The organism is Pseudomonas fjordensis, assembly GCF_976987115.1.
Genome location: NZ_OZ336860.1, coordinates 5,441,838 through 5,465,466, shown reverse-complemented (window position 1 = coordinate 5,465,466; position 23,629 = coordinate 5,441,838). Strand labels below are relative to the sequence as shown.

Annotated in this window: 20 protein-coding genes and 1 pseudogene; 6 read left to right on the top strand and 15 right to left on the bottom strand. The window is 60.8% G+C overall.

Annotated features, from left to right (window positions below):
• Positions 1 to 197 precede the first annotated feature (197 nt).
• Positions 198 to 1,721, bottom strand: coding sequence for a fumarate hydratase (locus ACWHXD_RS25030; RefSeq protein ID WP_003193907.1), 1,524 nt, complete (start codon positions 1,719 to 1,721; stop codon positions 198 to 200).
• A gap of 303 nt (positions 1,722 to 2,024) precedes the next feature.
• Here ACWHXD_RS25030 and ACWHXD_RS25025 point away from each other — a divergent pair, with 303 nt between their 5' ends.
• Positions 2,025 to 2,966 carry an iron-sulfur-binding ferredoxin reductase gene (locus tag ACWHXD_RS25025; RefSeq protein ID WP_138762266.1) on the top strand — a complete coding sequence of 314 codons (942 nt, stop codon included), beginning with the start codon at positions 2,025 to 2,027 and terminating at the stop codon, positions 2,964 to 2,966.
• Between the two features lie 558 nt (positions 2,967 to 3,524).
• Here the strand turns inward: ACWHXD_RS25025 and pyk are convergent.
• A complete protein-coding gene (pyk, locus tag ACWHXD_RS25020) occupies positions 3,525 to 4,976 on the bottom strand; it encodes a pyruvate kinase (protein WP_003193904.1) in 1,452 nt (483 codons plus the stop codon).
• 173 nt (positions 4,977 to 5,149) lie between these two features.
• On the opposite strand from pyk, the gene ACWHXD_RS25015 reads away from it, so the two are divergent.
• Complete coding sequence (locus ACWHXD_RS25015; protein ID WP_032895474.1) at positions 5,150 to 5,524, top strand: tetratricopeptide repeat protein; 375 nt, start codon at positions 5,150 to 5,152, stop codon at positions 5,522 to 5,524.
• Between the two features lie 222 nt (positions 5,525 to 5,746).
• Positions 5,747 to 6,106, top strand: a complete 360-nt coding sequence (locus ACWHXD_RS25010) for a PilZ domain-containing protein (protein WP_032895475.1) — start codon at positions 5,747 to 5,749, stop codon at positions 6,104 to 6,106.
• A 52-nt stretch (positions 6,107 to 6,158) separates the two neighbouring features.
• Here ACWHXD_RS25010 and ACWHXD_RS25005 read toward each other — a convergent pair whose 3' ends face one another.
• From ACWHXD_RS25005 to ACWHXD_RS24980, 6 genes are read right to left on the bottom strand one after another with little or no spacing between them, the layout of a single operon-like run.
• The gene (locus tag ACWHXD_RS25005) at positions 6,159 to 7,490 is read right to left on the bottom strand and encodes a DUF58 domain-containing protein (RefSeq protein WP_138762267.1); all 1,332 of its coding nucleotides are present in this window, start codon (positions 7,488 to 7,490) and stop codon (positions 6,159 to 6,161) included.
• A 7-nt stretch (positions 7,491 to 7,497) separates the two neighbouring features.
• On the bottom strand, positions 7,498 to 8,493 hold the full coding sequence (locus ACWHXD_RS25000) for an AAA family ATPase (RefSeq protein WP_138762268.1): 996 nt from the start codon (positions 8,491 to 8,493) through the stop codon (positions 7,498 to 7,500).
• On the bottom strand, positions 8,490 to 9,647 hold the full coding sequence (locus ACWHXD_RS24995) for a DUF4350 domain-containing protein (RefSeq protein ID WP_138762269.1): 1,158 nt from the start codon (positions 9,645 to 9,647) through the stop codon (positions 8,490 to 8,492). Before ACWHXD_RS24995 ends, ACWHXD_RS25000 begins: the two co-directional genes overlap by 4 nt.
• Positions 9,644 to 11,173, bottom strand: a complete 1,530-nt coding sequence (locus ACWHXD_RS24990) for a DUF4129 domain-containing protein (RefSeq protein ID WP_138762270.1) — start codon at positions 11,171 to 11,173, stop codon at positions 9,644 to 9,646. The genes ACWHXD_RS24995 and ACWHXD_RS24990 overlap by 4 nt, the downstream gene beginning before the upstream one ends.
• Positions 11,160 to 12,140, bottom strand: a complete 981-nt coding sequence (locus ACWHXD_RS24985; protein ID WP_138762271.1) for a stage II sporulation protein M — start codon at positions 12,138 to 12,140, stop codon at positions 11,160 to 11,162. The genes ACWHXD_RS24990 and ACWHXD_RS24985 overlap by 14 nt, the downstream gene beginning before the upstream one ends.
• Complete coding sequence (locus tag ACWHXD_RS24980; protein WP_003193896.1) at positions 12,137 to 12,829, bottom strand: RDD family protein; 693 nt, start codon at positions 12,827 to 12,829, stop codon at positions 12,137 to 12,139. Before ACWHXD_RS24980 ends, ACWHXD_RS24985 begins: the two co-directional genes overlap by 4 nt.
• A gap of 166 nt (positions 12,830 to 12,995) precedes the next feature.
• Here ACWHXD_RS24980 and sbcB point away from each other — a divergent pair, with 166 nt between their 5' ends.
• Positions 12,996 to 14,423, top strand: a complete 1,428-nt coding sequence (gene sbcB, locus ACWHXD_RS24975) for an exodeoxyribonuclease I (RefSeq protein WP_138762272.1) — start codon at positions 12,996 to 12,998, stop codon at positions 14,421 to 14,423.
• Positions 14,424 to 14,513: 90 nt separating this feature from the next.
• Here sbcB and mvaT read toward each other — a convergent pair whose 3' ends face one another.
• Positions 14,514 to 14,888: a histone-like nucleoid-structuring protein MvaT gene (gene mvaT, locus ACWHXD_RS24970; protein WP_019821235.1), complete on the bottom strand. Its 375-nt coding sequence runs from the start codon at positions 14,886 to 14,888 to the stop codon at positions 14,514 to 14,516.
• A 351-nt stretch (positions 14,889 to 15,239) separates the two neighbouring features.
• Between mvaT and purU the strand changes: the two genes are divergently transcribed.
• On the top strand, positions 15,240 to 16,088 hold the full coding sequence (gene purU / locus ACWHXD_RS24965; protein WP_098950494.1) for a formyltetrahydrofolate deformylase: 849 nt from the start codon (positions 15,240 to 15,242) through the stop codon (positions 16,086 to 16,088).
• A 124-nt stretch (positions 16,089 to 16,212) separates the two neighbouring features.
• On the opposite strand, the gene gpgF is transcribed toward purU, so the two are convergent.
• The 5 genes and pseudogenes from gpgF to ACWHXD_RS24940 all read right to left on the bottom strand — a co-directional run.
• Positions 16,213 to 17,322 carry a glucosaminyl phosphatidylglycerol flippase gene (gene gpgF, locus ACWHXD_RS24960; RefSeq protein WP_032895486.1) on the bottom strand — a complete coding sequence of 370 codons (1,110 nt, stop codon included), beginning with the start codon at positions 17,320 to 17,322 and terminating at the stop codon, positions 16,213 to 16,215.
• The gene (gene gpgD / locus ACWHXD_RS24955) at positions 17,310 to 18,062 is read right to left on the bottom strand and encodes an N-acetylglucosaminyl phosphatidylglycerol deacetylase (RefSeq protein ID WP_138762273.1); all 753 of its coding nucleotides are present in this window, start codon (positions 18,060 to 18,062) and stop codon (positions 17,310 to 17,312) included. Before gpgD ends, gpgF begins: the two co-directional genes overlap by 13 nt.
• A complete protein-coding gene (gpgS, locus tag ACWHXD_RS24950; protein ID WP_138762274.1) occupies positions 18,055 to 19,176 on the bottom strand; it encodes an N-acetylglucosaminyl phosphatidylglycerol synthase in 1,122 nt (373 codons plus the stop codon). The genes gpgD and gpgS overlap by 8 nt, the downstream gene beginning before the upstream one ends.
• A 207-nt stretch (positions 19,177 to 19,383) precedes the next feature.
• Positions 19,384 to 20,148 carry a methyl-accepting chemotaxis protein gene (locus tag ACWHXD_RS24945; protein ID WP_370694806.1) on the bottom strand — a complete coding sequence of 255 codons (765 nt, stop codon included), beginning with the start codon at positions 20,146 to 20,148 and terminating at the stop codon, positions 19,384 to 19,386.
• A 93-nt stretch (positions 20,149 to 20,241) separates the two neighbouring features.
• A pseudogene (locus ACWHXD_RS24940) lies at positions 20,242 to 21,273 on the bottom strand (HAMP domain-containing protein); the annotation flags it as partial.
• A 205-nt stretch (positions 21,274 to 21,478) separates the two neighbouring features.
• Between ACWHXD_RS24940 and ACWHXD_RS24935 the strand changes: the two are divergent.
• Entirely contained in the window at positions 21,479 to 22,957 is a 1,479-nt protein-coding gene (locus ACWHXD_RS24935; protein WP_138762276.1) for a helicase HerA-like domain-containing protein, read from the top strand.
• Between the two features lie 4 nt (positions 22,958 to 22,961).
• Here ACWHXD_RS24935 and ACWHXD_RS24930 read toward each other — a convergent pair whose 3' ends face one another.
• Positions 22,962 to 23,417, bottom strand: a complete 456-nt coding sequence (locus ACWHXD_RS24930; RefSeq protein ID WP_073522923.1) for a DUF721 domain-containing protein — start codon at positions 23,415 to 23,417, stop codon at positions 22,962 to 22,964.
• Between the last annotated feature and the right edge of the window lie 212 nt (positions 23,418 to 23,629).

Sequence of the window (23,629 nt, the reverse complement as noted above, 5' to 3'; positions counted from 1 at the left end):
GGCTAAACCGGCATCCCTGCCGGTTTACCCCCCAAATCCCTGTCGAATTCCGGCCAGCGTGGTTTAACGGGGCGCCTGAGATCAAGATCACAAGCAGATCAAGATCAAGAGCGGCTCGCTTCGCATCGTGGGTAGGGCATAAAAAAGGCGACTGGGCCATGGGGCCGCAGTCGCCTTTATGCTTGTGGAGAAAGTGCTTACTGCACTTCTACCGCCAGGCTGTCACTGATCTTTTTCTGCCAGATGGCAGGACCGGTGATGTGGACGGACTCACCTTTGCTGTCCACGGCAACGGTGACCGGCATGTCTTTGACGTCGAACTCGTAGATGGCTTCCATGCCCAGTTCGGCGAAGGCAACCACGCGCGACTTCTTGATGGCTTGGGCCACCAGGTAAGCGGCGCCGCCCACGGCCATCAGGTACACGGCCTTGTGGTCCTTGATCGCTTCGATGGCGGTCGGGCCGCGTTCGGATTTGCCGATCATGCCCAACAGGCCGGTTTGCTCGAGGATCTGGCGGGTGAACTTGTCCATCCGCGTCGCGGTGGTCGGGCCTGCTGGGCCAACCACTTCTTCGCGCACCGGATCAACCGGGCCGACGTAGTAGATAAAGCGGCCCTTGAGGTCCACCGGCAAGGTTTCGCCCTTGTTCAGCATCTCGACCATGCGCTTGTGCGCCGCGTCGCGACCGGTGAGCATCTTGCCGTTGAGCAGTACGGTTTCGCCCGGCTTCCAGCTCTGCACTTCTTCCGGGGTCAGGGTGTCGAGGTTGACGCGACGGGCCGATGGGCCGGCTTCCCAGACGATTTCCGGGTAGGCGTCCAACGGTGGCGCTTCCAGCGACGCCGGGCCCGAGCCGTCGAGCACGAAGTGCGCGTGACGGGTGGCGGCGCAGTTGGGGATCATGCACACCGGCAGGGAAGCGGCGTGGGTCGGGTAGTCCATGATCTTCACGTCGAGCACGGTGGTCAGGCCACCCAGGCCCTGGGCGCCGATGCCCAACTGGTTGACCTTCTCGAACAGCTCCAGGCGCATTTCTTCGATACGGTTCTGCGGGCCGCGCTTTTTCAGCTCGTGGATGTCGATGGACTCCATCAACACTTCCTTGGCCATTACCGCGGCTTTCTCGGCGGTGCCGCCGATGCCGATGCCGAGCATGCCCGGTGGGCACCAGCCGGCGCCCATGGTCGGAACGGTCTTGAGCACCCAGTCGACGATCGAGTCGGACGGGTTGAGCATGGCCATTTTCGACTTGTTCTCGGAACCGCCACCCTTGGCCGCCACGTCCACTTCCACGGTGTTACCCGGGACGATGGAGTAGTGGATGACCGCTGGGGTGTTGTCCTTGGTGTTCTTGCGGGCGCCAGCCGGGTCGGCGAGGATCGAGGCGCGCAGGACGTTTTCCGGCAGGTTGTAGGCGCGACGCACGCCTTCGTTGATCATGTCGTCCAGGCCCATGGTGGCGCCGTCCCAACGCACGTCCATACCCACGCGCACGAACACGGTGACGATACCGGTGTCCTGGCAGATCGGCCGATGGCCGGTGGCACACATGCGCGAGTTGATCAATATCTGGGCGATGGAGTCACGGGCTGCCGGCGATTCTTCGCGCAGGTAGGCTTCGTGCATGGCTTGGATGAAGTCAACGGGGTGGTAGTAGGAAATGAATTGCAGGGCGTCGGCAACGCTCTGAATCAGGTCGTCTTGCTTGATCACGGTCATGAGTCGCGCTCCTCTATAAGGGAACATTCAATAAAGATGGCGTCAGTGTTGCATCGGTCGGCTGACGCCATCTTTCCAAGGCACGCCAGAATGGTGCAGGCGCGACGCTAAAAAGGCGCGGCAGTATAACCCGGCACGGTGGCCGATACACCCGACTATGGTCACGAATGCCCGGCCCGGTTATCTGTAGGAGCGAGCTTGCTCGCGAAAAACGTGAATCTGGTGGGTTTCATCTGGTTGTCCGCGTTATCGTTGGCGCTCTTCGCGAGCAAGCTCGCTCCTACCTAGAGAGGTAACGGCGTTATGCCTGAACTGTACGTCGGCGAACGCCACTGGTCGGTCACCTCCGGCAGCAACCTGCTGGATGCCTTGAATCAGGCCGGCGTGGCCGTGCCCTTCAGTTGCCGGGCCGGCAGTTGTCATGCGTGCCTGGTGCGTTGCGAGGGTGAGGTTGACGACCAGCAGCCCGATGCCCTGAGCCCGACGCAGCGCCAGCAAGGTTGGCGCCTGGCGTGCCAGTGCCGGGTCAGTGCAAACCTGAAGGTCGAAGCGTTTGACCCCCAGCGCGATGGCCTGCCCGCCCAGGTGGTGGGCGCCGATTGGCTGAGTTCGACGGTACTGCGCCTGCGCCTGCAACCGGAACGTGCCCTGCGGTACAGCGCCGGGCAGCATCTGGTGCTGTGGGCGGGGCAGGTGGCGCGCCCTTATTCCCTGGCGAGCTTGCCCCAGGAAGAGCCGTACCTGGAGTTTCATATCGAGTGCCGCCAGCCTGGTGCATTCAGCGATGCGGCGCGACAGTTCAAGGTCGGTGAGCCTCTGCGCCTGGGCGAACTGCGGGGTGGAGTGCTGCACTATGATCCTGACTGGCAATCTCGGCCATTGTGGCTGCTGGCTTCCGGTACCGGCCTGGGCCCCTTGTGGGGCGTGTTGCGCGAGGCACTGCGCCAGGATCATCAAGGCGAGATTCGCGTGATTCACCTGGCCCATGAGGCCGAGGCTCATTATCTGGCCGAACCTCTGGCGGCGCTTGCCGCGCAGCATGGGAACCTGACCGTGGAGCTATGGACTACAGCGCAGTTGCAGCCGGCATTGGCAAAACTGCGACTGGTTTCCCGCCAAACCCTGGCCTTGCTCTGCGGGCACCCGGCCAGCGTCGAGGCCTTTTCCAAACGCTTGTTCCTGGCGGGACTGCCGCGTAATCAACTGCTGGCGGATGTGTTTCTGTCCCGCCCTCCCACTTTATGAAAAGCCAGCCACAGTAGACCGAGTTGTCTGACCAGGCACGGATTACTGTGGGAGCTGGCTTGCCTGCGATGGCGGCCTAACAGTCAACACAGTTGAACCGTGTACATATCCATTCCTGCGGTAACGGCTACTTAGGGTTCCGCTCTGACAGCGGGTCACTTTTGGAAAAGAGCCCCAAAAGTAACCAAAAGGGCTCTTGCCCCACCACTCGGCACCTCGCTTAGGCTCGGTGTGCCCGCAATCCGCCAGTGATTTGGGTGGCCGCCGCCACGCGCCATCCATGGCGCGGGGCGGCTAAACCGGCATCCCTGCCGGTTTACCCCCCAAATCCCTGTCGAATTCCGGCCAGCGTGGTTTGACGGGGCGCTTAAGATCAAGATCACAAGCAGATCAAGATCAAGAGCGGCTCGCTTCGCATCGTGGTTAGTGTTGAGCGCTACAGAGTTTTGTAGATACCTATGCTGCGATCAGGCCCTGAAGTTCAACACATTGGCCTGCATTGAAATGCAAAAAGCCCCGCCATTCACATGGCGGGGCTTTTGTTTTTCAGCCTGTCACTCAGACCTGCGGGTCGCCTACATGCAGGATCTTCATGCCATTGGTGCCACCGGTGGTGTGGTAGCTGTCGCCCTTGGTCAGGATGACCCAGTCGCCTTTCTCCACGACGCCGCGTTTAACCAGCTCGTCGATCGCCTTCTGGCTGACTTCGTTCGGCGCCAGCGACGCCGGGTCGAACGGGATGGTGTACACGCCACGGAACATGGCCGCGCGGGCCTGGGCTTCGCGGTGTGGGGTGAACGCGTAGATCGGCACCGAGGAGCGGATGCGCGACATGATCAACGGCGTGTAGCCACTTTCGGTCAAAGCGATGATCGCTTTCACGCCCGGGAAGTGGTTGGCGGTGTACATGGCAGCCAGGGCGATGCTCTGGTCGCAGCTTTCGAAGACCTTGCCGATGCGGTGGCTGGAGGTCTTGCTGGTCGGGTGCTTTTCGGCACCGACGCAGATACGCGCCATGGCCTGCACGGCCTCCAGCGGGTACGGGCCGGCAGCACTTTCAGCCGAGAGCATCACGGCGTCGGTGTAGTCGAGCACGGCGTTGGCCACGTCGGACACTTCGGCACGGGTCGGCATCGGGTTCTGGATCATCGACTCCATCATCTGGGTCGCCACGATCACCGCTTTGTTGTGGCGGCGTGCGTGCAGGATGATCTTCTTCTGGATACCGATCAGCTCGGCGTCACCGATTTCCACGCCCAGGTCGCCACGGGCAACCATCACGGCATCGGAAGCCTTGATCAGGCCGTCGAGGGTTTCATCGTCGGCCACGGCTTCAGCACGTTCGATCTTCGCTACCAGCCAGGCGGTACCGCCGGCTTCGTCGCGCAGCTTACGAGCGTATTCCATGTCGGCGGCGTCGCGCGGGAAGGACACGGCGAGGTAGTCCACTTCCATTTCGGCGGCGAGCTTGATGTCGGCCTTGTCTTTTTCAGTCAGGGCCGGCGCCGTCAGGCCACCACCGCGACGGTTGATGCCTTTGTGGTCGGACAGCGGGCCGCCGATGATCACGGTGCAGTTCAGTTCGGTTGGCGTGGCGGTGTCGACGCGCATCACCACACGGCCGTCGTCCAGCAGCAGCTCGTCACCGACGCCGCAGTCCTTGACCAGGTCCGGGTAGTCGATGCCCACCACGTCCTGGGTGCCTTCGGTCAGCGGGTGGCTGGTGGAGAAGGTGAATTTGTCACCAATCTTCAGCTCGATCCGCTTGTTGGTGAATTTGGCGATACGGATTTTCGGGCCTTGCAGGTCGCCCAACAGTGCAACGAAGCGGCCATGCTTGGCGGCGAGGTCACGCACCAGCTTGGCGCGAGCCTTGTGCTCGTCCGGGGTGCCGTGGGAGAAGTTCAGACGGGCGACGTCCAAACCAGCCAGAATCAGCTGTTCGAGGACTTCCGGCGAGTTACTGGCCGGGCCAAGGGTGGCGACGATTTTGGTACGACGGACGGACATGCACGGACTCCTGAGTTCAAGCGCTGGGGAAGGCTACTATGCTCTTTCGTTGTAGTCATTGTTCGTTTGCACTACTTATCGACGATTGGCTTGTTTTGGCTGCGGTTGAATGGGCAAACGCCTTGAAGATTTTCGACCAGGGGTCGATACACTGCACAAGACAGGAGAACCCCATGCGAATTTTGCTCGTTGCTGCCCTGGCCGTCAGTGTTGTCGGCTGTACCCGCTGGTCGATGGACCACCATTTGAACAACGCTTACCGCGCCTATGGGGTCGGTGATTGCCAGCGTGTCACCCTGGAGTTGTCCCAGGTCGATCGCGAGAGCCGTACCCGCCGCTACGTGCAACCGGAGGTTTCGATGTTGCGCGGGCAGTGCCTGGAGCGCCAGAAACTGTTTGTCGATGCCGCACAGACCTATCAGTTCATCATCGGCCAGTATCCGTCGAGCGAGTACGCCTATCGAGCCCGCGCCCGGCTCGATACCTTGCAGCAACTGGGGCATCTACCAGCTGCAGGCCTGGCAAAACCACGGCCTGCGTCGCTGTAAGGGTATTTGTCGCGTCATAGCTGGCCGGTCGCCAGTCTTGCGCTATTCTTTGAATGTCTGTTTGTGCAGTTTCCCATTCGAACGGATGCAAGGCCCGGATTCGGCAGCTGTTTGGTGGCAAGCGGTACCTGTTGTCACACCGAGATCCAGGGAGAGCAAGCGGTTGCTTGTTCCGAATCACTGGCACGGCCAGATTTTTGGCTATTGGATGGCGACTTCACCATGTTTACCGAACGACGGATCGAACGGCATCAACTGCCGTATTTTTTGCAGGTGTTCAATCGTATTACTGACAAGCCAATCGGCTTTCTTGGAAATGTGTCTGAAAACGGGCTGATGCTGATCAGTTCGTTACCCATGATGACCGAGGTGGATTTCGAGCTGCGCTTGAAAGTGCCGGCGGCGCAAGGCGAGTTCAAGGCGATTGACCTCACGGCAACCTGCTTGTGGAGCCACGAAGATGTCACCCCGCAGCATTACGACTCGGGGTTCAGCGTGCTCGAGGCGCCCGAAGAGTACCGGCATCTGATCAACGCGCTGTTGCAGTACTTCAGCTTTTATCCTTTGCAGGCCTCTGTCTGAATTATGCGTGGGGTCGTGGCTGTTTCCTGGCCATGGCCCTGCGCAGTCATCCTCAGAATACCCCGGCCTTTTTCCACTCCAGATAGCGCGTGACGAGCCCGGCACCCAGCGCCGATGGCAAGGTATCCAGCACCGAGAGCCCATGGGCACTCAAGCGATCATGGCGTTGGTTGCGGGTATTGAGGTAATCGACCGTGCCGCAGTAAGCCAGCGCTTCGGGCAATGTTTGCACAGGGGCCTGGCGTAGTTGGTCGAGGACCTCTTCCCTCAGACTGGCCACCAGTACGCGGTGATGCCTACCGATACGCTGGACGGCGGCCATCAAGGCTTCATCCTCCTCATCCCGCAGGTTGGTGACGATGATCACCAGTGCCCGGCGTTTTTGCCGTGCCAGCAATTGGCTGGCGGCAGCCTGGTAGTCGGCGGTTTTTCGCGTGGTCTGCAGGTCGTAGACCGCATTGAGCAACAGGTTCAATTGGCCACTACCCTTGACCGGCTTCAGGTAGCGCGGCTGGTCGCTGGCGAACGTGCACAGCCCTACGGCATCGCCCTGGCGCAAGGCGACATAGCTCAGCAGCAGGCAGGCGTTGAGGGCGTGATCGAAATGGGACAGCTCATCATCCTGGCTGCGCATGTGCTGGCCGCAATCAAGCATGAACACGATTTGCTGGTCGCGCTCATCCTGATATTCCCGGGCAATGGGCGTTCGTTGGCGGGCGGTGGCTTTCCAGTCGATCTGACGCAGGCTGTCGCCTTCACGAAACTCGCGCAGCTGGTGAAACTCCAGGCCCAATCCTCGCCGCTGATGTTGGCGCACGCCCAGTTGGCTTAGCCAGTTATCCACACCCCGCAACTGCGCGCCGTATAAGCGCGCGAAATCCGGGTAAACACGGGTGGCATCGTGGGTCTCGACCCAGCGTCGTGCCGACCACAGCCCCAATGGGCTGGGCAGCAGCAGCTCGCAGCGACGGAAATGGAAGTGCCCGCGCCGCCAGGGGCGCACGCGATAGCCCAGCTCAGCACGTTCACCGGGGCGTAGTTGAATGGATTGAGGCAGATTATCCACCGCCAGGCCATCGGGCACGTGATCGAACACCTGCGCGGTCAGTGGTTGCGGGTAGTCGTGCTCCAGGCACAGACGTATTTCTTCCCAGCGCCCCAGCGCCAGGCTACCGGGCAATGCCCTGTACACGCGGGCCGAAGGGCGGCGACGCAAGCGTGCAGCATCCAGCATCGCCAGCAGCAACAGGGCCAGCAGCAGGCCCCAGGCCAGGGAATGCAAGGTGGCGGGCACTTTCAACTGCAACGCTGCCGAGGCGCCCAGCAAGATGTTCAAGCCGAGCAGAACGCCCAGCCAGGTCAGCAGCAGACGAGTCGGTTTCATGGCCGCGTCATTGCCTTGGTGCTGCAATCTGGTCGAGTAACTGCTGGAGCACCTGGTCGACTTCAAGGCCGTCGATGTCCAGTTCGGGTGCGATGCGTACCCGGTGACGCAGTACCGCCAGGGCGCAGCCCTTGATGTCATCGGGGGTGACAAATTCGCCACCGCGCAATAACGCACGGGCACGGGCGCCGCGTACCAGGGCAATGGAGGCCCTGGGGCCGGCACCGATGGCCAGCCCCGGCCAACTGCGCGTGGCACGGGCCAGGCGCACGGCGTAGTCGAGCACCTGCTCATCCAACGGCAGGTCACTGGCAATTTGCTGCATCGTTACTACGTCCTCGGCTTGCAGCACCGTACGCAACGGCTGTACCTCCAGCATGTCGGCCTTGGACGAGCGTGTCACTTCGCGGACCATATCCAGCTCTTGTAGAGCATCTGGGTAGTCCATTCGCACCTTGAGCATGAACCGGTCCAGCTCGGCCTCGGGCAGTGGGTAGGTGCCTTCCTGCTCGATGGGGTTCTGGGTCGCCAGTACCATGAAGGGTTGGCCGATGGGTAATGCCTCACCCTCAAGGGTCACTTGACGTTCCTGCATGGCTTCAAGAAGCGCTGCTTGGGTTTTGGCCGGTGCCCGGTTGATCTCGTCGGCCAGCAGCAGGTGGGTGAATAACGGCCCCTTGCGCAGTTTGAACTGTTCGGTCTGCAAGTCGTACACGGCGTGGCCGGTGACATCGCTGGGCATCAGGTCCGGGGTAAACTGGATACGGGCAAAATCACCGCCAAAGCAGCGGGCCAGGGCGCGTACCAGCAAGGTCTTGCCCAGGCCGGGCACGCCTTCCAGCAGTACGTGGCCGCCTGCGATCAGGGCAGTGAGCACGTCGTCAATCACCGCGTCCTGGCCAATCACGGCCTTGCGCAATTCCACGCGCAGCGCCTGGGCCTGCTGGCTGGCATGCTGAAGGTTCTCGGCGGTCAGGGCGGTGGCCAGTGGAGAGTCGCTCATAAGGCATTCCTGAGGGTTTGCAGGCACGCCACCTGTCGGCTGAAGTCGGCGCTGGAAAGCCGCTTCAGCGCAACGGGCTCTAACGCCTGGCTGATGATATGAGGGGGTTGTCGCGTAAGGTGCTCCAGCACTTGGCGTTGCCCTGGCGCATCAAGGTGTTCGAAACCGGGGTGGCGTCGCCGGGCTGCGCGCAGAATGTCGTTCTGCAAGGCTTTCAACAACGTGCCCTGGCCACTGCGGCGCAACAGGAAATCCGCGCTGGCCTTCAAGTGTTCCTGCAGCTGGCGACGGGCCTTGGGCGCCGGCGCCTGGATCGGGCCCTGACGCATGCCTGCGTGCCACAACCCCAGGGCAAGCAGTGCAACCAAGGCGACGAGGGCCTGGGGGAAATTACGGAGCAACAGGGTAAACAGATCGTCCGTGTCGCTGTTGAACAGCAAGGTGACGTCAGTGCCCTGGTTCAGATACCACAGCAACCAGGCGTTATCATGTTTGCCGATATCCGCGGTTTTCCACAGGTCGCTGTCGGTGATCACCGTGACGCGGCCTTGCCCCAGCTCAAGTTGCATCAGGTGGCTGGACTTGGCGCTGTTGGCGGAAAACTGCGCCAGATGCTTGGGGTCGGTGAGGTTGAAGTCGGTGTCAAAACTGAAATACGCCGGTGCCGTTTCGTTGTCGACATACAGCTTGGTCAGGTCCGGCTTGGTTTTTTTACGCGGTGGTGCGGGTTCGTCGAAGGTGTCGCTCAAGGTTTGGCGGACAGTGAGGCGATCAAGCAGCAGGTCACCGCTTGTGCCGGTTTCTTCATCCCATAACGCCTCGGCGACCAGTAGCAGGTGGCCGCCGGCTTTTGCCCAGCCCAGCAGTTGTTCGACCTGGCGTGGGGTCATGTTGCTGCGCTCCCCCAGCAGCAATAGGCTATGGCCTTTGGCGGGCAGCTCGGCGAGTCGTTCAAGGCCATTGGCATGCGCCACCATCACGCCTTGCTGGCGCAGAAAGTGTTCGGCGGCCAGGTAAGGGTTGGCGCGTGCCTCTGGCGACGGGCCGCGATCTACCACTTCGTCGTAGGGAATTGCCTTGTGCCAGGCATATAGGCCGCCCGCACCCAACAGGCATGCCAGTAGCAGCGCTACCCACCATAACGCCCGGTTCATTGGCCCGCTCCGTCACTGAAGAGAGCGCGCCAGTCGCTGCACAGTTTTTGTTGGGCTGAAGAGGGCGGCAGACGGTGACCATAGGCCAGGTTTTGCCAGTGGCGTGTCAGTTCGTCGCTGAACGCCAGTAACTGCGGTTGTTGCAAATGGTGAACACGCTCCAGTACCTGCCCCTCGGTAGCGGCGCTTGTCAGTGGCAGGTCGAACTCATGCAACAGCCGGCTGAGCAACCCGCGATACAGCAGGCCAAGGGCTTCCCGGGGCTGGGTGGGCCATAGCTGTTCGGCGGTGCTGGCGATGTCTTCGGGCAATGTCTCGGTGCCCAGCTCCAGCCCGAACAACTGAGCGGGAACGGGCGAGGGAGCGGCCGTGCGAGTGGGCCCAAGGCGGCTGACGAAGGTGCGCAACCATTCACGGTAACGCCAGCACACCAGAGCCAGGCCGCCAATCACAAGGCTCCAGAGCAGTATTTCCAAGGTTTTGGCGACGTATTTGAAGGTGTCGCTGTTGAAGTTGTCGAGTAGTGTCTGGAGCCAGCCAGGTAATTTACCGTCGCCCTTGGCCTTGTTTTTAACCGGCGCTTTTTCTTCACCAAACCGATAGCGTGTGACGGTTTCCGGGTTCTTGAAGGGGGGCTTTTCCAGCAATGCCTGGATGGATTGGCTGGCGGCCTGGGTGCTGAGGGGCTTATGGGCTGTGGCTTCATCTGCCATGGCGGGTGGGCTGACGTGTAGCAGCGCCAAGCCGACGACCAGCAACAACAGCGGTGCGACGTTGCTCAGGCGCTGGCGCAGGCGACGGAATACCAGTTCCAGGTCCCAGGCCTCCAACACCGTGCGGCGGTTGAGGTACAGGCTGAAGCCACAGGCGACATAGATAGGTTCCCAGAACACCAGGATCAGGGCATAGAAGGCATTGCCCAGGTGCTCCAGCCAAAGCACGTCCGAGCCTGACGCCAATACCAGCCGTTGCCAGTCCCAGTCCAGTTCGATCTGTTGCGGGATGAAGAGATAGAAAAGGGCCATGGCGCCAAACCACAGGCCGATTTCCAGGTGCACGCCGATCGTCGTCAGCCAGCGTGCGGCGCCAGCGTTTCGTTGCAGCAACACCCCAAGGCGTCGTTGACGTGCGTCACCGTCAAGGCCTTCCAGTTGGCTGACGGGCAGGGTGAAGCTGCGGCTCATGCTCAGCCGCCGCCAGGTCAGGCTGGCGAACAGTTGCCCCTTGAGCAACTGCGGCCAATGGCGAACGGCCTGTTTGAGGCTGGGGGGCTCACCAAACAGGGCCTTGGACAGAATGTACAGCGGCAAGCGGTCGAAGGCCGGCTTGAGCCACCAGAACAGGAACATGGCCAAAGACGGGTAATTCCAGAGCAGCACTGTCAACAGGCTGAATACCGGCAGGCTCACCAGCGCCCAGCTGCCCATCAGCAGAGCGCGGTGTTCCCTGGCCATGAGCACACCCAGGTCCATGGCTTCCCAGGAAGTGCGCGGGCGAATCACCACGCTGGCGTCAGTCAGGCGCATGGCGACTCCGCCCGGCCAGGGTCAGGTAAGCGGCCACCAGCAGCCAGAGCGCGACGCCTACTGCGTATTTGATCCAGGGCTCAATGCCAGTGGTTGAGGACCAGTAGGCTTCGATAAAGGCTGCGATCAACAGAAACACCATGACACCGCAGAGCATCCGTACGCTTTTGCGCGCGGCCAGGCGCAGGGCCTCGCTGCGCGCCAAGCGCCCGGGGGCGACCAGTGACCAGCCCAGTTGCAAGCCTGCGGCACCGGCCAGTGTGATGGCGGTCAACTCGAATGCGCCGTGACCCATGACAAACGACCAGAAGGTCTGGCCATAGCCGATGTCGGTAAGGTGCCCGGAGACCGCACCTATGACCAGACCGTTGAAAATCAGGAAGAACACACTGCCAAGGCCAAACAACAGGCCGGCGGCAAAGGTCTGGAAGGCGATGCCGATGTTGTGCATCACGTAATAGCCAAACATCATCCAGTCTTCGCTGGCGGCACGTTCGGCCGCGCGGCCCAAGCGGCTGGCGTCGGGGTTGTACATGCCCTGCATCTCGGCCACCTGCTGGGGGCTGATGATGCTGTAGACAAGGTCCGGGAACAGGTACACCAGCAGGGCTATCCCCACCAGGCTGCCAAAGAACAGCAGGCCGGCGATCAGCACAAAGCGCCACTGTTCGCGTACCAGGCGCGGGAAGCCGGCCAGAAGAAACGCCAGTATGTTCGCCGTCAGTTGGCTGCGATGGCGATACAGTTGTTGATGGCCACGTAGTGCAAGCTGTTGCAACGGGTCGACCAGGTAACTGCTATAGCCCCGCTGCTGAGCCAGGGCCAGGTGTTGGCACAGGCGTCGATATTGATGCGGGAAGTCGGCAACATCGGCGGCCTTGGCTTTACCTTGCTCCAGTTGCGTCAACTGCTCGGCGAAGGTTTGCCATTGGTGCTGGTGGCGGCTTTCAAAAAGGCTCTGTTTCATGTTGGCCCCAACAAACCACGGGCTACACCGTTGAGTTGCTCCACGGCACGCGGCGCAGACACCTGCAGGGGCTCGGCGAGGATGGCGGCCAGTTCATGCACCCGTTCGGCCGAGAGCTCGGCCTGGCGTTCGGCGAAACCGAGGATGGCCCGCTGTTCGCTCAACGCCAGGGCGAAGGGCAGGCGCAGGGCGGGTGCTTGAGGGATGCTTGGGCGTGCCAGCGGCAGTTCGCGGTACACCACCAGCGTACCGGCCGCCAGGTCGCCGAGCCGCTTGAAGTGCGGATGCTGCAGGCAGCTGATCGCGCCGAGGAAATAACCGAAGGGCAGCATGTCGACAAAACGCAGCAGGTTACGGATCAGCGATGCCGACCAGCCGATGGGCGTGCCGTCATCCTGTACCACGCGCAGGCCCATGACCTGCTTGCCCGGCGAGCAGCCCTGGTTGAGCACTTCGAACAACACCATGTACCACCAGCTCACCAGGAACAGCAGCAGCGAACCCAGCCCGACCCCCACATTGCCGAGCAACGCCAGCGGCACCAGCAGGATACCCATGATGATCCCGCGCACGCCCAGGTCGAATGCAAAGGCCAATGCCCGGGAGGGCAGGCCAGCAGGGCGCAGGGGCAGGTCGATGCCCTCCGGCGTTTCTATCTGATAGTGGGTATCCAAAGGCGTTGATGGCATTGCGATCCTTGGCAGTGCGAGGCGACTTAGAAACACGGATGCTAGCAGTGTCGAGGATGGAAGCAACCACCCGAGGTTTTTCTGGATATTTATACAGTAAGGTATCGCTGGCCCCGAACGCCTTGCAGCGCCTAGACTTTGTCGGTCTTCAGCACAGGAATAGCCCGTGACCTCGATTTTCTGGTACGACTATGAAACCACCGGCATCAACCCGCGCAACGATCGTCCGCTCCAGGTAGCCGGGATCCGCACCGACCTTGAGCTCAATGAGGTCGGTGCGCCGATCAATCTTTATTGCCAGCCCAGCGACGATATCCTGCCTCATCCGGCAGCCTGCGCGATCACGGGTATCACGCCGGGTATCCTCGCCGAGAAGGGCCTTGCCGAAGCCGATTTCATGACTCGGGTGCACGCCGAGCTGGCCGCGCCAGGTACCTGCGGCACCGGCTACAACACCCTGCGATTTGACGATGAAATGACGCGCTACAGTCTGTACCGCAATTTTTTCGACCCGTATGCGCGCGAGTGGCAGGGCGGCAACAGCCGCTGGGACTTGATCGATGTGATGCGCACCGCCTACGCCCTGCGGCCGGAGGGCATCAACTGGCCCGAGCAGGAAGGGCGCGTGACCCTCAAGCTCGAACGCTTGACCGAGGCCAACGGCATCGACCATGGCCAGGCCCATGACGCGTTGTCGGATGTGCGTGCAACCATCGCCCTGGCGCGGTTGGTCCGGGAGAAACAACCGAAGTTATATGAGTGGTTGTTTCAACTGCGCAGCAAACAACGGGTCATGGATCAGGTGCGGTTGCTGCAACCGATGGTGCATATCTCCGGGCGTTTTTCTGCCGAGCGCCATTACTTGGGCGTGGTCTTGCCCCTGGCCTGGCACCCGCGCAATCGCAATGCCTTGATCGTCTGTGACCTGGGGCTCGATCCACAAGGGCTGTTGGACCTGGATGCGGCGACCCTGCGCCAGCGTCTTTACACGCGCCGCGATGAGTTGGCCGAAGGTGAGCTGCCGGTTCCGCTCAAGTTGCTGCATATCAACCGTTGCCCGGTGGTCGCGCCGTTAAAGGTGCTGCGTCCGCAAGACCTGGAGCGCCTGCAATTGGATAAGGAGGCTTGCCTTGCGCGGGCGCTGCGGCTAACTGACGCACAGGAAGTTTGGCGGGACAAGTTAGCGGCCATTTATGCCGAGGAAGACTTTGCGCCGAACGCGGACCCGGAGCAGCAGCTCTACGATGGTTTTATTGGTGACCGTGACCGTCGTTTATGTGAGCAAGTTCGCATGGCAGAGCCCGCGCAGTTGGCCCGTCAGCAGTGGCCGTTCGATGATCATCGTTTGCCGGAATTATTATTTCGCTACCGGGCGCGTAACTTTCCTGAAACCTTGAACAATGAGGAGCAACAACGCTGGAAACTTTTCTGTCAGCAACGTTTGTCGGATGCGCAGTGGGGGGCGCCGAATACCCTGTTGGGGTTTAAGCAGGCGTGTGAGGAGTTAGCGGTTAGTGCTACATCGTTTCAGTGTCAGGTACTGGCGCAATGGCAGGACTATGTAGATTCCTTAGCGGCGCGCCTGAATCTGTAGGCGCATAACTACAGAATATTCCGACAATAAAAAACGCCAGCAAGCTGGCGTTTTTCATGTGTGACGTATCGGGTGAACGTCCGACCGGGCTTAGCCCAGCAGGGTTGCCCAACCTTCAACTACGTCACCGCCCCACTTGGCTTTCCACTCTTTCAGAGTTTTGTGGTTGCCACCTTTGGTTTCAATCACTTCGCCGTTGTGCGGGTTTTTGTACTGCTTGACCTTGCGAGCACGCTTGGTGCCGGTAGTTTTCACAGCGCCACGCGGTGCTTTAACTTTCGACTCTGGATCCAGCAGCGCGATGATGTCACGCAGGGATTTGGAGTATTCACCCATCAGGGTGCGCAATTTGCCTTCAAATTCCAGCTCGGTTTTCAGCTTGTCGTCTTCGGACAGGTTCTTCAAACGGGCTTGCAGCTCTTTGATAGCTTCTTCGGTGGCGCGGTATTCGTTGATCAGTGACATGTGGACTACCTTATGTAGAACGCTGATTGACAGGGTGAGTGGCCTAATAATAGTCAGCCAATTTCATCAAGTAAACATTTAAGACGTTATTCAGGTGAATGACATTGAATGTGTGTGAGAAAACCTGGCCGATGAGTTAATTAGTAAGCGTTATGCGCAAAGATAATCGCGTTAATTTTTTGCTACTGGCCTGAGCATGCCCTTGTATCGTCATATAGCGGTGGTAAAACCTTACACGATTAAGGGGTGTTGCCACGGCAAGGGCTCAAGATCAGGTGCAAGGGAATACTGCAGTTTTTTTGCGCAATCGCTAGAATAGCCGCCTTTGTGAAGTTCTGGAGTTTCCCCCTAATGCGCACTTTTCGGCTGGTGATTGCTTGCCCGGACCGGGTTGGCATCGTTGCCAAGGTCAGTAACTTTCTGGCTTCCCATAATGGCTGGATCACTGAGGCGAGCCATCACTCGGACGATCTCAGTGGTTGGTTTTTCATGCGTCACGAAATCCGTGCCGATACGCTGCCCTTTGGCCTGGAAGCCTTCCGCGAGGCGTTTGCGCCGATTGCCGAAGAGTTTTCGATGAGCTGGCACATCACTGATACAGAGCAGAAGAAACGCGTGGTGCTGATGGCCAGCCGCGAATCCCACTGCCTGGCAGACCTGCTGCACCGCTGGCACAGCGACGAACTCGATTGCGAGATTGCTTGCGTGATCTCCAACCACGACGACCTGCGCAGCATGGTCGAATGGCATGGCATCCCTTATTACCATGTGCCGGTCAACCCACAGGACAAGGAGCCGGCATTTGCCGAGGTGTCGCGCCTGGTCAAGCAGCACGACGCGGATGTGGTGGTGCTGGCGCGCTACATGCAAATCCTGCCGCCGCAGCTGTGCCGCGAATACGCGGGCAAAGTGATCAACATTCACCACAGCTTCTTGCCGTCCTTTGTCGGTGCTAAGCCGTATCACCAGGCTTCCCTGCGTGGCGTGAAGTTGATTGGTGCAACCTGCCACTACGTGACCGAAGAGCTGGACGCCGGCCCGATCATCGAGCAAGACGTGGTGCGCGTCAGCCACAGCGACAGTATTGAAGACATGGTGCGCTTCGGCCGTGACGTCGAGAAAATGGTGTTGGCCCGTGGCTTGCGCTACCACTTGGAAGACCGCGTGTTGGTGCACGGCAACAAGACCGTGGTTTTCTGACTCAGCGGTTTTGATTGAAAGACACCGGGGCCTGGAGGTAAAACTCTCCAGGCCCTTTTTTTATTTCTGTTTCAGGAGATTCCCATGAGCGACCCGCTCGATAAAGCCACCTCACGGGCGCCTGCTACCTTGGGCGAGGGCTGTTTGAGTCGTTACGACCCGGACGCGCTGGATGCCGAGGATGGAACTGATTTTCCAGGCGCGGCGCGTTTATGGGAACAGACACAGGCGCAGGACGAGCCGCCTGCCGCCCCTGAAAAAGACGCTTGAGCAGCGGTTTGCCGACCATCAATAGAAACACTGGCGCACCGGCCAGCAAATAGAAGTAATAGGTCACCGCGCGCCAGATCAGAATCGCCGCCGCCGCTGTGGATGTGCCCACCATGGGCGCCAGCAGTGCCGCGGACGTCAGCTCCGCTGCGCCGGCCCCGCCTGGCGCGAGGCTGAACTGCCCGGCAGTCAGCGACAGCATCTGGATCAGAAAGCTCCAGGCCCACTGCACCTCACCGCCCAACCCGCGCAGCGCCAGGTACAGCACGCTGTAACGCAGCAGCCAATGCAGGCTGGTCAGCGCAAAGACCCCAAGCAAGGTACTCCGGGGGAGCTTCAGGGTGGCGCTGAACGCCGCAAGAAAACGCAGCAACCGGCGCGCCCAGCGTCGGCGGGTGGTAGCGCCGACCTTCATGGCCTTGAGTGCCAAACCCGCCAGGCGAATCAGCCGCCGGTGAAAATGCACCACGGCCCAGCCACTGATCACCCCACCCACCATCGACACGGCGCTGAGCCCCAGCAACCACTCCATGCGCGGGCTGAGGCTATGAAACAGCGCATACAGCAGGATCCCCACCAGTGCGCAGAGAAAAAACACCAAGTCGCTCAATTGGTCCATGGCGAACACCGCACTGCCGTGGGCAGGGCGCACGCCGTTACGTGCCAGCAGCGCCATCAGGGTCAACGGCCCGCCGCTGCCGCCGGGAGTGGCGCACATGGCGAACTCGGTGGATATCACCACGCCAAGGCTTTTAAGCGGCCCTAACTGGGCGCGATGCTCGCCAAGCAACAGGCGGATGCGCAGGCTGTTGATCAGCCAGCAGCCGATGATCATGGCGAACATCCCCAGCAACTGGGGCAACGGAAACTGGCGCAGGCGCGCAATGCTTTCGCCGCCGCCCAGCCACACCGGAATGGCCAGTGCCGCCAGGAGGGCCAGCACCAGCCAGATCAGTCGCCCCATGGCTGCGTCGCCAGCCAGGCGGCCTTGGTTTGGGGGACGCGCCCCGCGTTGAGCAGGCGTTGCAGGGTGTGCAGCCAATAATCGCGAGAAAACCTGTGGCGCATGTCCACCGGGTGCAATCCGAGTCGGATCAGCGGAGCCGTCTGCCAGCGCTGTTCACGGCGGTCGCTGAGGATTTTGGACAGCCCGCGGCGCCAGGCACTGCGGGCACTCCACACCAGGCCGGGAGCGTCGATGGGCGTGAAGTCAGGCAAGCGATAAAAATGTTGCGGGTCGCTGGTGTAGCTCAGCGGCAACTGGCGCAATGCCTTCCGGGTGCCATCGCTCATCAACCAGGCGGGCGCAACAAAGCCATGCAGCGGCCAACCATTGCGCTGGAACACCTCAATGCCGGCGGTCAGCCGCCGCAACGCCTCGGCCTCGGACAACTGATAAAACTCGCCTTCGTGGGTATAGATGCGTCGCATAAACCATTCTTTTGGCGTACGCGGCCGAGGTTGGTCGTCGCAATGGTAATAACCATGCAAGGTGAGCTCATCGCCCTTGGCGACACGGCTATCGAGCAGGCGCCGAAAATCGCGGTGGGCGGCCAGGTCGTCATGGTGGTGGAAGTCCGGCACTACCAGCCAAGTAATGGGCACGTTGCCCAATGCATCGACGGCCTCGACGAAGGGCCGGTAGTCGGCCCAGGTGTGCGGTGCCACGTCGTGCAGTACCAGCATCAGCGCGCGCTCAGCCATGGGCGAGCATCGGTTCATGGCTGCCCAGCACGGCGTAGTAATGCCCCAGCAGGCTGTCGACTACCGTATCCCACGCATAATGCCGCTCGACATGGTGCCGAGCCTGGGCCCCCAGGCGTCGGCTGTCGGTACTGAACAGCTCGCGCACCGCATCGGCCATGGCCTTGGGGTTGTTCGGCGCGCACAGCAGGCCACAACGCTCGTCGACAATCTCGGTAAAGGCCCCGGCCGCCACGGCGACCACCGGAATACCGCAGGCCATGGCTTCCAGGATCACCAGCCCGAAGGTCTCCTGGTCGCCACCGTGCAGCAAGGCATCGGCGCTGGCCATCAGCCGCGCAACATGCTGGGCGGGCCGGAATCCATCAATGACGGTGACATTGTCTGGCACGCTGGCGGGCATGCCGGAGCCCACCAGCAGCAAGTGGTAGCCATCCCCCAGGCGCTTCATGCAGTTGAGCAGCACCGGCAGATTTTTCTCTTTGGAGCCGCGCCCGGCGAAGATCAATAGCCGAGTGTCTTCGCCAATCCCCAGTTCGGCGCGCAGGCCGGGGTCACGTACCTCGGGGGTGAAGGTTTGCAGGTCTACGCCCAGGGGTTGTACGAAGACATTTCTGACGCCAAGCCCGGTGAGCTTGTCGGCCATGACCTGGCTGGGGGCGAGCACCCGGTCAAAATTCCCATAGAGTTTGCGTACGTAGGCTTCAACATTGGGAGTAAACCAAGGCCCCATGCGGTTGCTCACCAGCAGTGGCAGGTCGGAGTGGTAGAAGCCGATGACCGGCACATCCAACTGACGCCGTGCGTCCAGGGCTGCCCAGGCGGTCAGGTAAGGATCGCCCACTTCGATCAGGTCGGGCTGTAAATCGTGCAGGACATTTCGCCATGGCGCCAAGCGAACGGGGAAACGGTAGCCTTTGCCGAAGGGCAGGGCGGGCGCCGGTACTTTGAAGATGCCGTCCTGTTCGCTCAAATGTGCGCCGGGGATCAACAGGCTGTGGCGAATGCCCGGCTTGAGCGTCAGACGCCGGTGCTTGGCGTCAAGGTAAGTGCGTACGCCACCGCTGGCCGGGGCGTAGAACATGGTTATGTCAGCGATATGCACGATGAACATCCCTCCGATCCATTGCTCTCCCTAGATGGACCTGAGGTAAGGATAGATGTTCGGTTTAGATTCGCAGCATGACGGTGGCGGGAGCGGACAAACCCACGCTGTAGGAGCGAGCTTGCTCGCGAAAAACTCACAGACGCCGCGTTTCTTCATGCAGCCCGCGTTATCGTTGACGTTTTTCGCGAGCAAGCTCGCTCCTACAGGTGAATTTCAGATCCGGAAGCTGCCCACCAACTGCTTCAAACGCGAGGCCTGTTGTTCCAGGTCCGAGCAGGCGCGCAGGGTCGATTGCAGGTTTTCCACCCCCTCCTGGTTGAGGGTGTTGATCTCGGTGATGTCCATATTGATCGACTCCACCACCGAGGTCTGTTCTTCAGTGGCGGTGGCGACCGACTGGTTCATGCCGTCGATCTCGCCAATACGCTGGGTCACGCTGTTCAGGCGCTCGCCGGCCAGGTTGGCGATTTCCACGCTGTCCAGGCTGTGGCGTTGGCTTTCGCTCATGGTCGTCACCGAGTCACGGGCGCCCACCTGCAGCTCTTCGATCATCGTCTGCACCTGTTGCGCCGACTCTTGAGTGCGATGGGCCAGGTTGCGCACTTCATCGGCGACCACCGCAAAGCCACGCCCGGCTTCCCCGGCGCGCGCCGCTTCGATCGCCGCGTTGAGCGCCAGCAGGTTGGTTTGCTGGGAAATGCTGGTGATCACCTCAAGGATCTGGCCGATATTCACCGTTTTGCTGTTAAGTGCTTCGATATTGGTACTTGAGGTGCTGATCATGCTGGATAACTGCGTCATCGCCTTGATATTGCGTTCAACCACCTGCTGGCCGTCCTCGGCCAGGTGCCGTGCATCGCTGGCCTGACTGGAGGCTTGGGCGGCGTTGCGTGCGATCTCCTGGGCCGCGGCCCCCAGTTGGTTGATGGCGGCGGCGACGCTGTTGGTGCGGTTGGCCTGTTCGTCGGAGTTGACCATCGACGAGTTGGAGGCGCTGACCACTCGCAGGGCCACTTCATTGACGTGCTCGGTGGCGGAAGACACTTCGCGAATCGAGGTATGAATGCGCTCCACGAAGCGGTTGAACGCATTGCCTAGGGTGCCGAATTCATCATTGTTCTGGATGGTCAGGCGGCGGGTCAGGTCGCCTTCACCGTCGGCAATGTCCTGCATGGCCCGGGTCATCAGGTGCAAAGGTTGCAGCAAGACGCGGATGAGCATGCCGAGCAGGGCGATGATGATCACCACCGCAATGATCGTGGCGATCACCGCCGAGGTGCGAAACTCACTGAGCATGGCGAAAGACTTGTCTTTATCCACCGAAACGCCCAGGTACCAGTTCACCGAGGGCAGACCCTTGATCGGTATGAACGTCACGATATTGGTCTTGCCGTTGGCTTGCACTTCGCTGAAGTCACCGCTGATCTTTGGCGTGTCTTTTGGATAAACGTCCGCCAGGGTCTTCATCACCAGGGCTTTATCCGGGTGCACCAGCACTTTGCCGTCAGCGCTGACCAGGAACGCATAGCCCATGCCGCCAAAATCCAGCGCGCCGATGTTATCCACCAAGGTCTGCAGGCTCAGGTCGCCGCCGACCACGCCGATGCTCTGGCCGCCCTTGGCGCTGGGCGTAGCGACAGAAATGATCAGTTGGCCGGTCGCCGCGTCGATATAGGGCTCGGTCAGGGTCGAGCCATTACTGGCCTGGGCGCCCTTGTACCAGGGGCGAACACGCGGGTCGAAGCCGTCGGGCATCTTGGTGTCAGGGCGGATGGTGAATGTGCCCTGGCTGTCACCGACGTAGGTGGCCATGAATGACGAGGTCAGCGCTTTCTGCTCCAGCAGGCTGGCGACCACGCTTTTTTCAGGGTTGATAGCGATGTTCTGTGCGGCGTTTTCCACCAGGGCGATACGCCCGGTGAGCCAGGTCTGGATGTTGCTGGCGGTGACGTCGCCCATCTCGTGCAGGTAGTTGTTGAGGTCGTCACGAATCGCGTTGCGCTGTAGGTAGTCGTTGTAGAGGGTAAACAACGCAAAGGCGGCGATGACGATAAGGGAGGCTGCAAGCAGGATCTTGTGGCTGAAGCGCAGATTTTTGTTCATGGCTTGAAGGGTCCGCTAAGGTCTTAATATCCGAGGCGCATCCTATGCGGGAGGCGCAAAATGGCAGCGTCAAAAAAGGTGTGGTATTTCTGGTGATAGCTCCGTTGGTCCGTATCGGAATTATCTGACCGTTTTTTAGTCTTTGTCGGGCTTACATCCGTCTATATCGACCTCGCGGCACTAAAGATTAACCATAGGTGACGAAATGCCTGACTCCACACAACTGCTTATCGGTGCCGGCCTTGACGGCCAGCCCATCGCCCAGTCCATGCGCCTGGCCAACCGTCATGGGTTGATCGCTGGCGCCACGGGCACCGGCAAGACCGTCACCTTGCAGCGCCTGGCAGAAGCCTTCAGTGATGCGGGTGTGGCGGTGTTCGCTGCCGACATCAAGGGCGACCTCTGCGGCCTGGGCGCCGCCGCCAACCCTCAGGGCAAAGTGGCCGAGCGCATCGCTGGTATGCCCTTCCTTAATTACACCGCCCAGGCGTACCCGGTCACCCTGTGGGATATCCACGGCCAATCCGGTCACCCACTGCGCACCACCATCAGTGAAATGGGCCCGCTGTTGCTCGGCAGCCTGTTGGAACTCACCGACAGCCAGCAATCGGCGCTCTATGCGGCGTTCAAAGTGGCCGACCGCGAAGGCCTGTTGCTGCTGGATCTCAAGGACCTCAAGGCACTGCTCAATCACCTGCGCTATCACCCGGAACTGCTGGGCGAAGACGCCGCCTTGATGACCACCGGTTCCAGCCAGGCTTTGTTGCGGCGCCTGGCAGTGCTGGAGCAGCAGGGCGCCGAAGCCTTGTTTGGCGAGCCGGCCCTGCAACTGGAAGATATTTTGCAGCTCGCCAGCGATGGACGTGGGCGCATCCACCTGCTGGACGCCAGCCGCTTGGTGCATGAAGCGCCGAAGGTCTACGCGACCTTCCTGTTGTGGCTGCTGGCAGAGTTGTTCGAACAATTGCCGGAACGCGGCGATGCCGACAAACCGTTGTTGGCATTGTTTTTCGATGAGGCGCACTTGTTGTTCGCCGATACGCCAAAGGCCTTGCAGGAACGCCTGGAGCAGGTGGTGCGCCTGATCCGTTCCAAAGGCGTCGGCGTGTATTTCGTCACCCAATCGCCGGGCGACTTGCCGGATACGGTACTGGCGCAACTGGGCCTGCGCATCCAGCACGGTTTGCGTGCGTTCACCGCCAAAGAACAGAAATCGCTGCGGGCAGTGGCGGATGGTTTCCGGCCCAACCCGACATTCGATACCTTGTCAGTGCTCACAGAGTTGGGCACCGGTGAGGCATTGGTGGGAACCTTGCAGGAAAAGGGCACGCCGGAAGTCGTCCAGCGCGTACTGGTTGCCCCCCCGCAATCGCGGATCGGGCCGCTCACCGAAGCCGAACGCAAAGCGTTGATCGCCAGTTCGCCGCTGTTGGGGCGCTATGACAAGCCGGTGGATCGTGAGTCTGCCTATGAAGTGCTGATGGCGCGCAAGGAACTTGGGGCTGCCGAGCAGGCCGCTCCGGCCGCCGAAGAGCCGAGCTTCACCGACAAGGCGGGTGCCTTCCTGGGGACCACTGCGGGCAAGGCGTTGAAATCAGCCATGCAGCAGGCCGCCAATCAGATGGGGCGCCAGTTGGTGCGGGGGCTGCTGGGTTCGTTATTGGGCGGCAGCAAACGCAAATAGCGCTTCAGGCTTTGGGCCGGGCATGGGCGGCCAGCCGTTCCAGGGCGGCGCGCAAGCCCGGGTCGTTGATCCCTTCGGCGGTGGCCTGAAGGGTTTCGGCGGCCGTTTCCGACAGGTCCATGGTATGCCCCACCGCGCCTTGCGGCACGGTGGGTGGCTGTACCTTGAACTGAATGCGCGTCAAACCGGCGAACTCTTCAAACACCATCAACTGGCGCTGCAAGCGTTTTTGCTGATAACGCAAGCGCGTGGCCCAATGACCATCGGTGACAATTAATAGCAGATTGCCTTCACGCCAGGACGCCACGTGACAGTGCTCACGTGCGGCCGGTTGCAGCTGGCTTTCAAGCAGGCGTTGCAAATGGCCCAGGCGCTTGGCATGGCCAAAGATGGCTTTCAACGGCTTGGCTTCGCGAAGCAACACGCCGGGAGCGCGGGCTGTAAGAGGGCGAAATGCCATGTTTAGACACCTTAGGTAACAGAGCGGCTATCTTAGCAGAAAGCGCCTGCACACCCCGAGGCTCTGCGTCGGCTGGGCTTTGCCCATGAAATCAATAAGTAACTTCTGCACTCCATGGGTTGAAGTTCGCGCAAAAGCCCTTATTTTAAACAAGCCCTCTCACAGCGCCGTGCCTGCCTCGGGGAACAACGCCACTTTCCTCACCCACGATT

What these genes read in the sequence shown, in the direction of transcription:
- ACWHXD_RS24930 (WP_073522923.1), bottom strand. Translation starts at nt 23,417, where the DNA reads ATGGCATTTCGCCCTCTTACAGCCCGCGCTCCCGGCGTGTTGCTTCGC.
- ACWHXD_RS25010 (WP_032895475.1), top strand. Translation starts at nt 5,747, where the DNA reads ATGTTTACCGAACGACGGATCGAACGGCATCAACTGCCGTATTTTTTG.
- ACWHXD_RS24935 (WP_138762276.1), top strand. Translation starts at nt 21,479, where the DNA reads ATGCCTGACTCCACACAACTGCTTATCGGTGCCGGCCTTGACGGCCAG.
- gpgS (WP_138762274.1), bottom strand. Translation starts at nt 19,176, where the DNA reads ATGTTCATCGTGCATATCGCTGACATAACCATGTTCTACGCCCCGGCC.
- ACWHXD_RS25005 (WP_138762267.1), bottom strand. Translation starts at nt 7,490, where the DNA reads ATGAAACCGACTCGTCTGCTGCTGACCTGGCTGGGCGTTCTGCTCGGC.
- pyk (WP_003193904.1), bottom strand. Translation starts at nt 4,976, where the DNA reads ATGTCCGTCCGTCGTACCAAAATCGTCGCCACCCTTGGCCCGGCCAGT.
- ACWHXD_RS25030 (WP_003193907.1), bottom strand. Translation starts at nt 1,721, where the DNA reads ATGACCGTGATCAAGCAAGACGACCTGATTCAGAGCGTTGCCGACGCC.
- ACWHXD_RS25025 (WP_138762266.1), top strand. Translation starts at nt 2,025, where the DNA reads ATGCCTGAACTGTACGTCGGCGAACGCCACTGGTCGGTCACCTCCGGC.
- ACWHXD_RS25015 (WP_032895474.1), top strand. Translation starts at nt 5,150, where the DNA reads ATGCGAATTTTGCTCGTTGCTGCCCTGGCCGTCAGTGTTGTCGGCTGT.
- ACWHXD_RS24995 (WP_138762269.1), bottom strand. Translation starts at nt 9,647, where the DNA reads ATGAACCGGGCGTTATGGTGGGTAGCGCTGCTACTGGCATGCCTGTTG.
- purU (WP_098950494.1), top strand. Translation starts at nt 15,240, where the DNA reads ATGCGCACTTTTCGGCTGGTGATTGCTTGCCCGGACCGGGTTGGCATC.
- ACWHXD_RS24980 (WP_003193896.1), bottom strand. Translation starts at nt 12,829, where the DNA reads ATGCCATCAACGCCTTTGGATACCCACTATCAGATAGAAACGCCGGAG.
- gpgF (WP_032895486.1), bottom strand. Translation starts at nt 17,322, where the DNA reads ATGGGGCGACTGATCTGGCTGGTGCTGGCCCTCCTGGCGGCACTGGCC.
- ACWHXD_RS24990 (WP_138762270.1), bottom strand. Translation starts at nt 11,173, where the DNA reads ATGCGCCTGACTGACGCCAGCGTGGTGATTCGCCCGCGCACTTCCTGG.
- ACWHXD_RS25000 (WP_138762268.1), bottom strand. Translation starts at nt 8,493, where the DNA reads ATGAGCGACTCTCCACTGGCCACCGCCCTGACCGCCGAGAACCTTCAG.
- mvaT (WP_019821235.1), bottom strand. Translation starts at nt 14,888, where the DNA reads ATGTCACTGATCAACGAATACCGCGCCACCGAAGAAGCTATCAAAGAG.
- ACWHXD_RS24985 (WP_138762271.1), bottom strand. Translation starts at nt 12,140, where the DNA reads ATGAAACAGAGCCTTTTTGAAAGCCGCCACCAGCACCAATGGCAAACC.
- ACWHXD_RS24945 (WP_370694806.1), bottom strand. Translation starts at nt 20,148, where the DNA reads ATGGTCAACTCCGACGAACAGGCCAACCGCACCAACAGCGTCGCCGCC.
- gpgD (WP_138762273.1), bottom strand. Translation starts at nt 18,062, where the DNA reads ATGGCTGAGCGCGCGCTGATGCTGGTACTGCACGACGTGGCACCGCAC.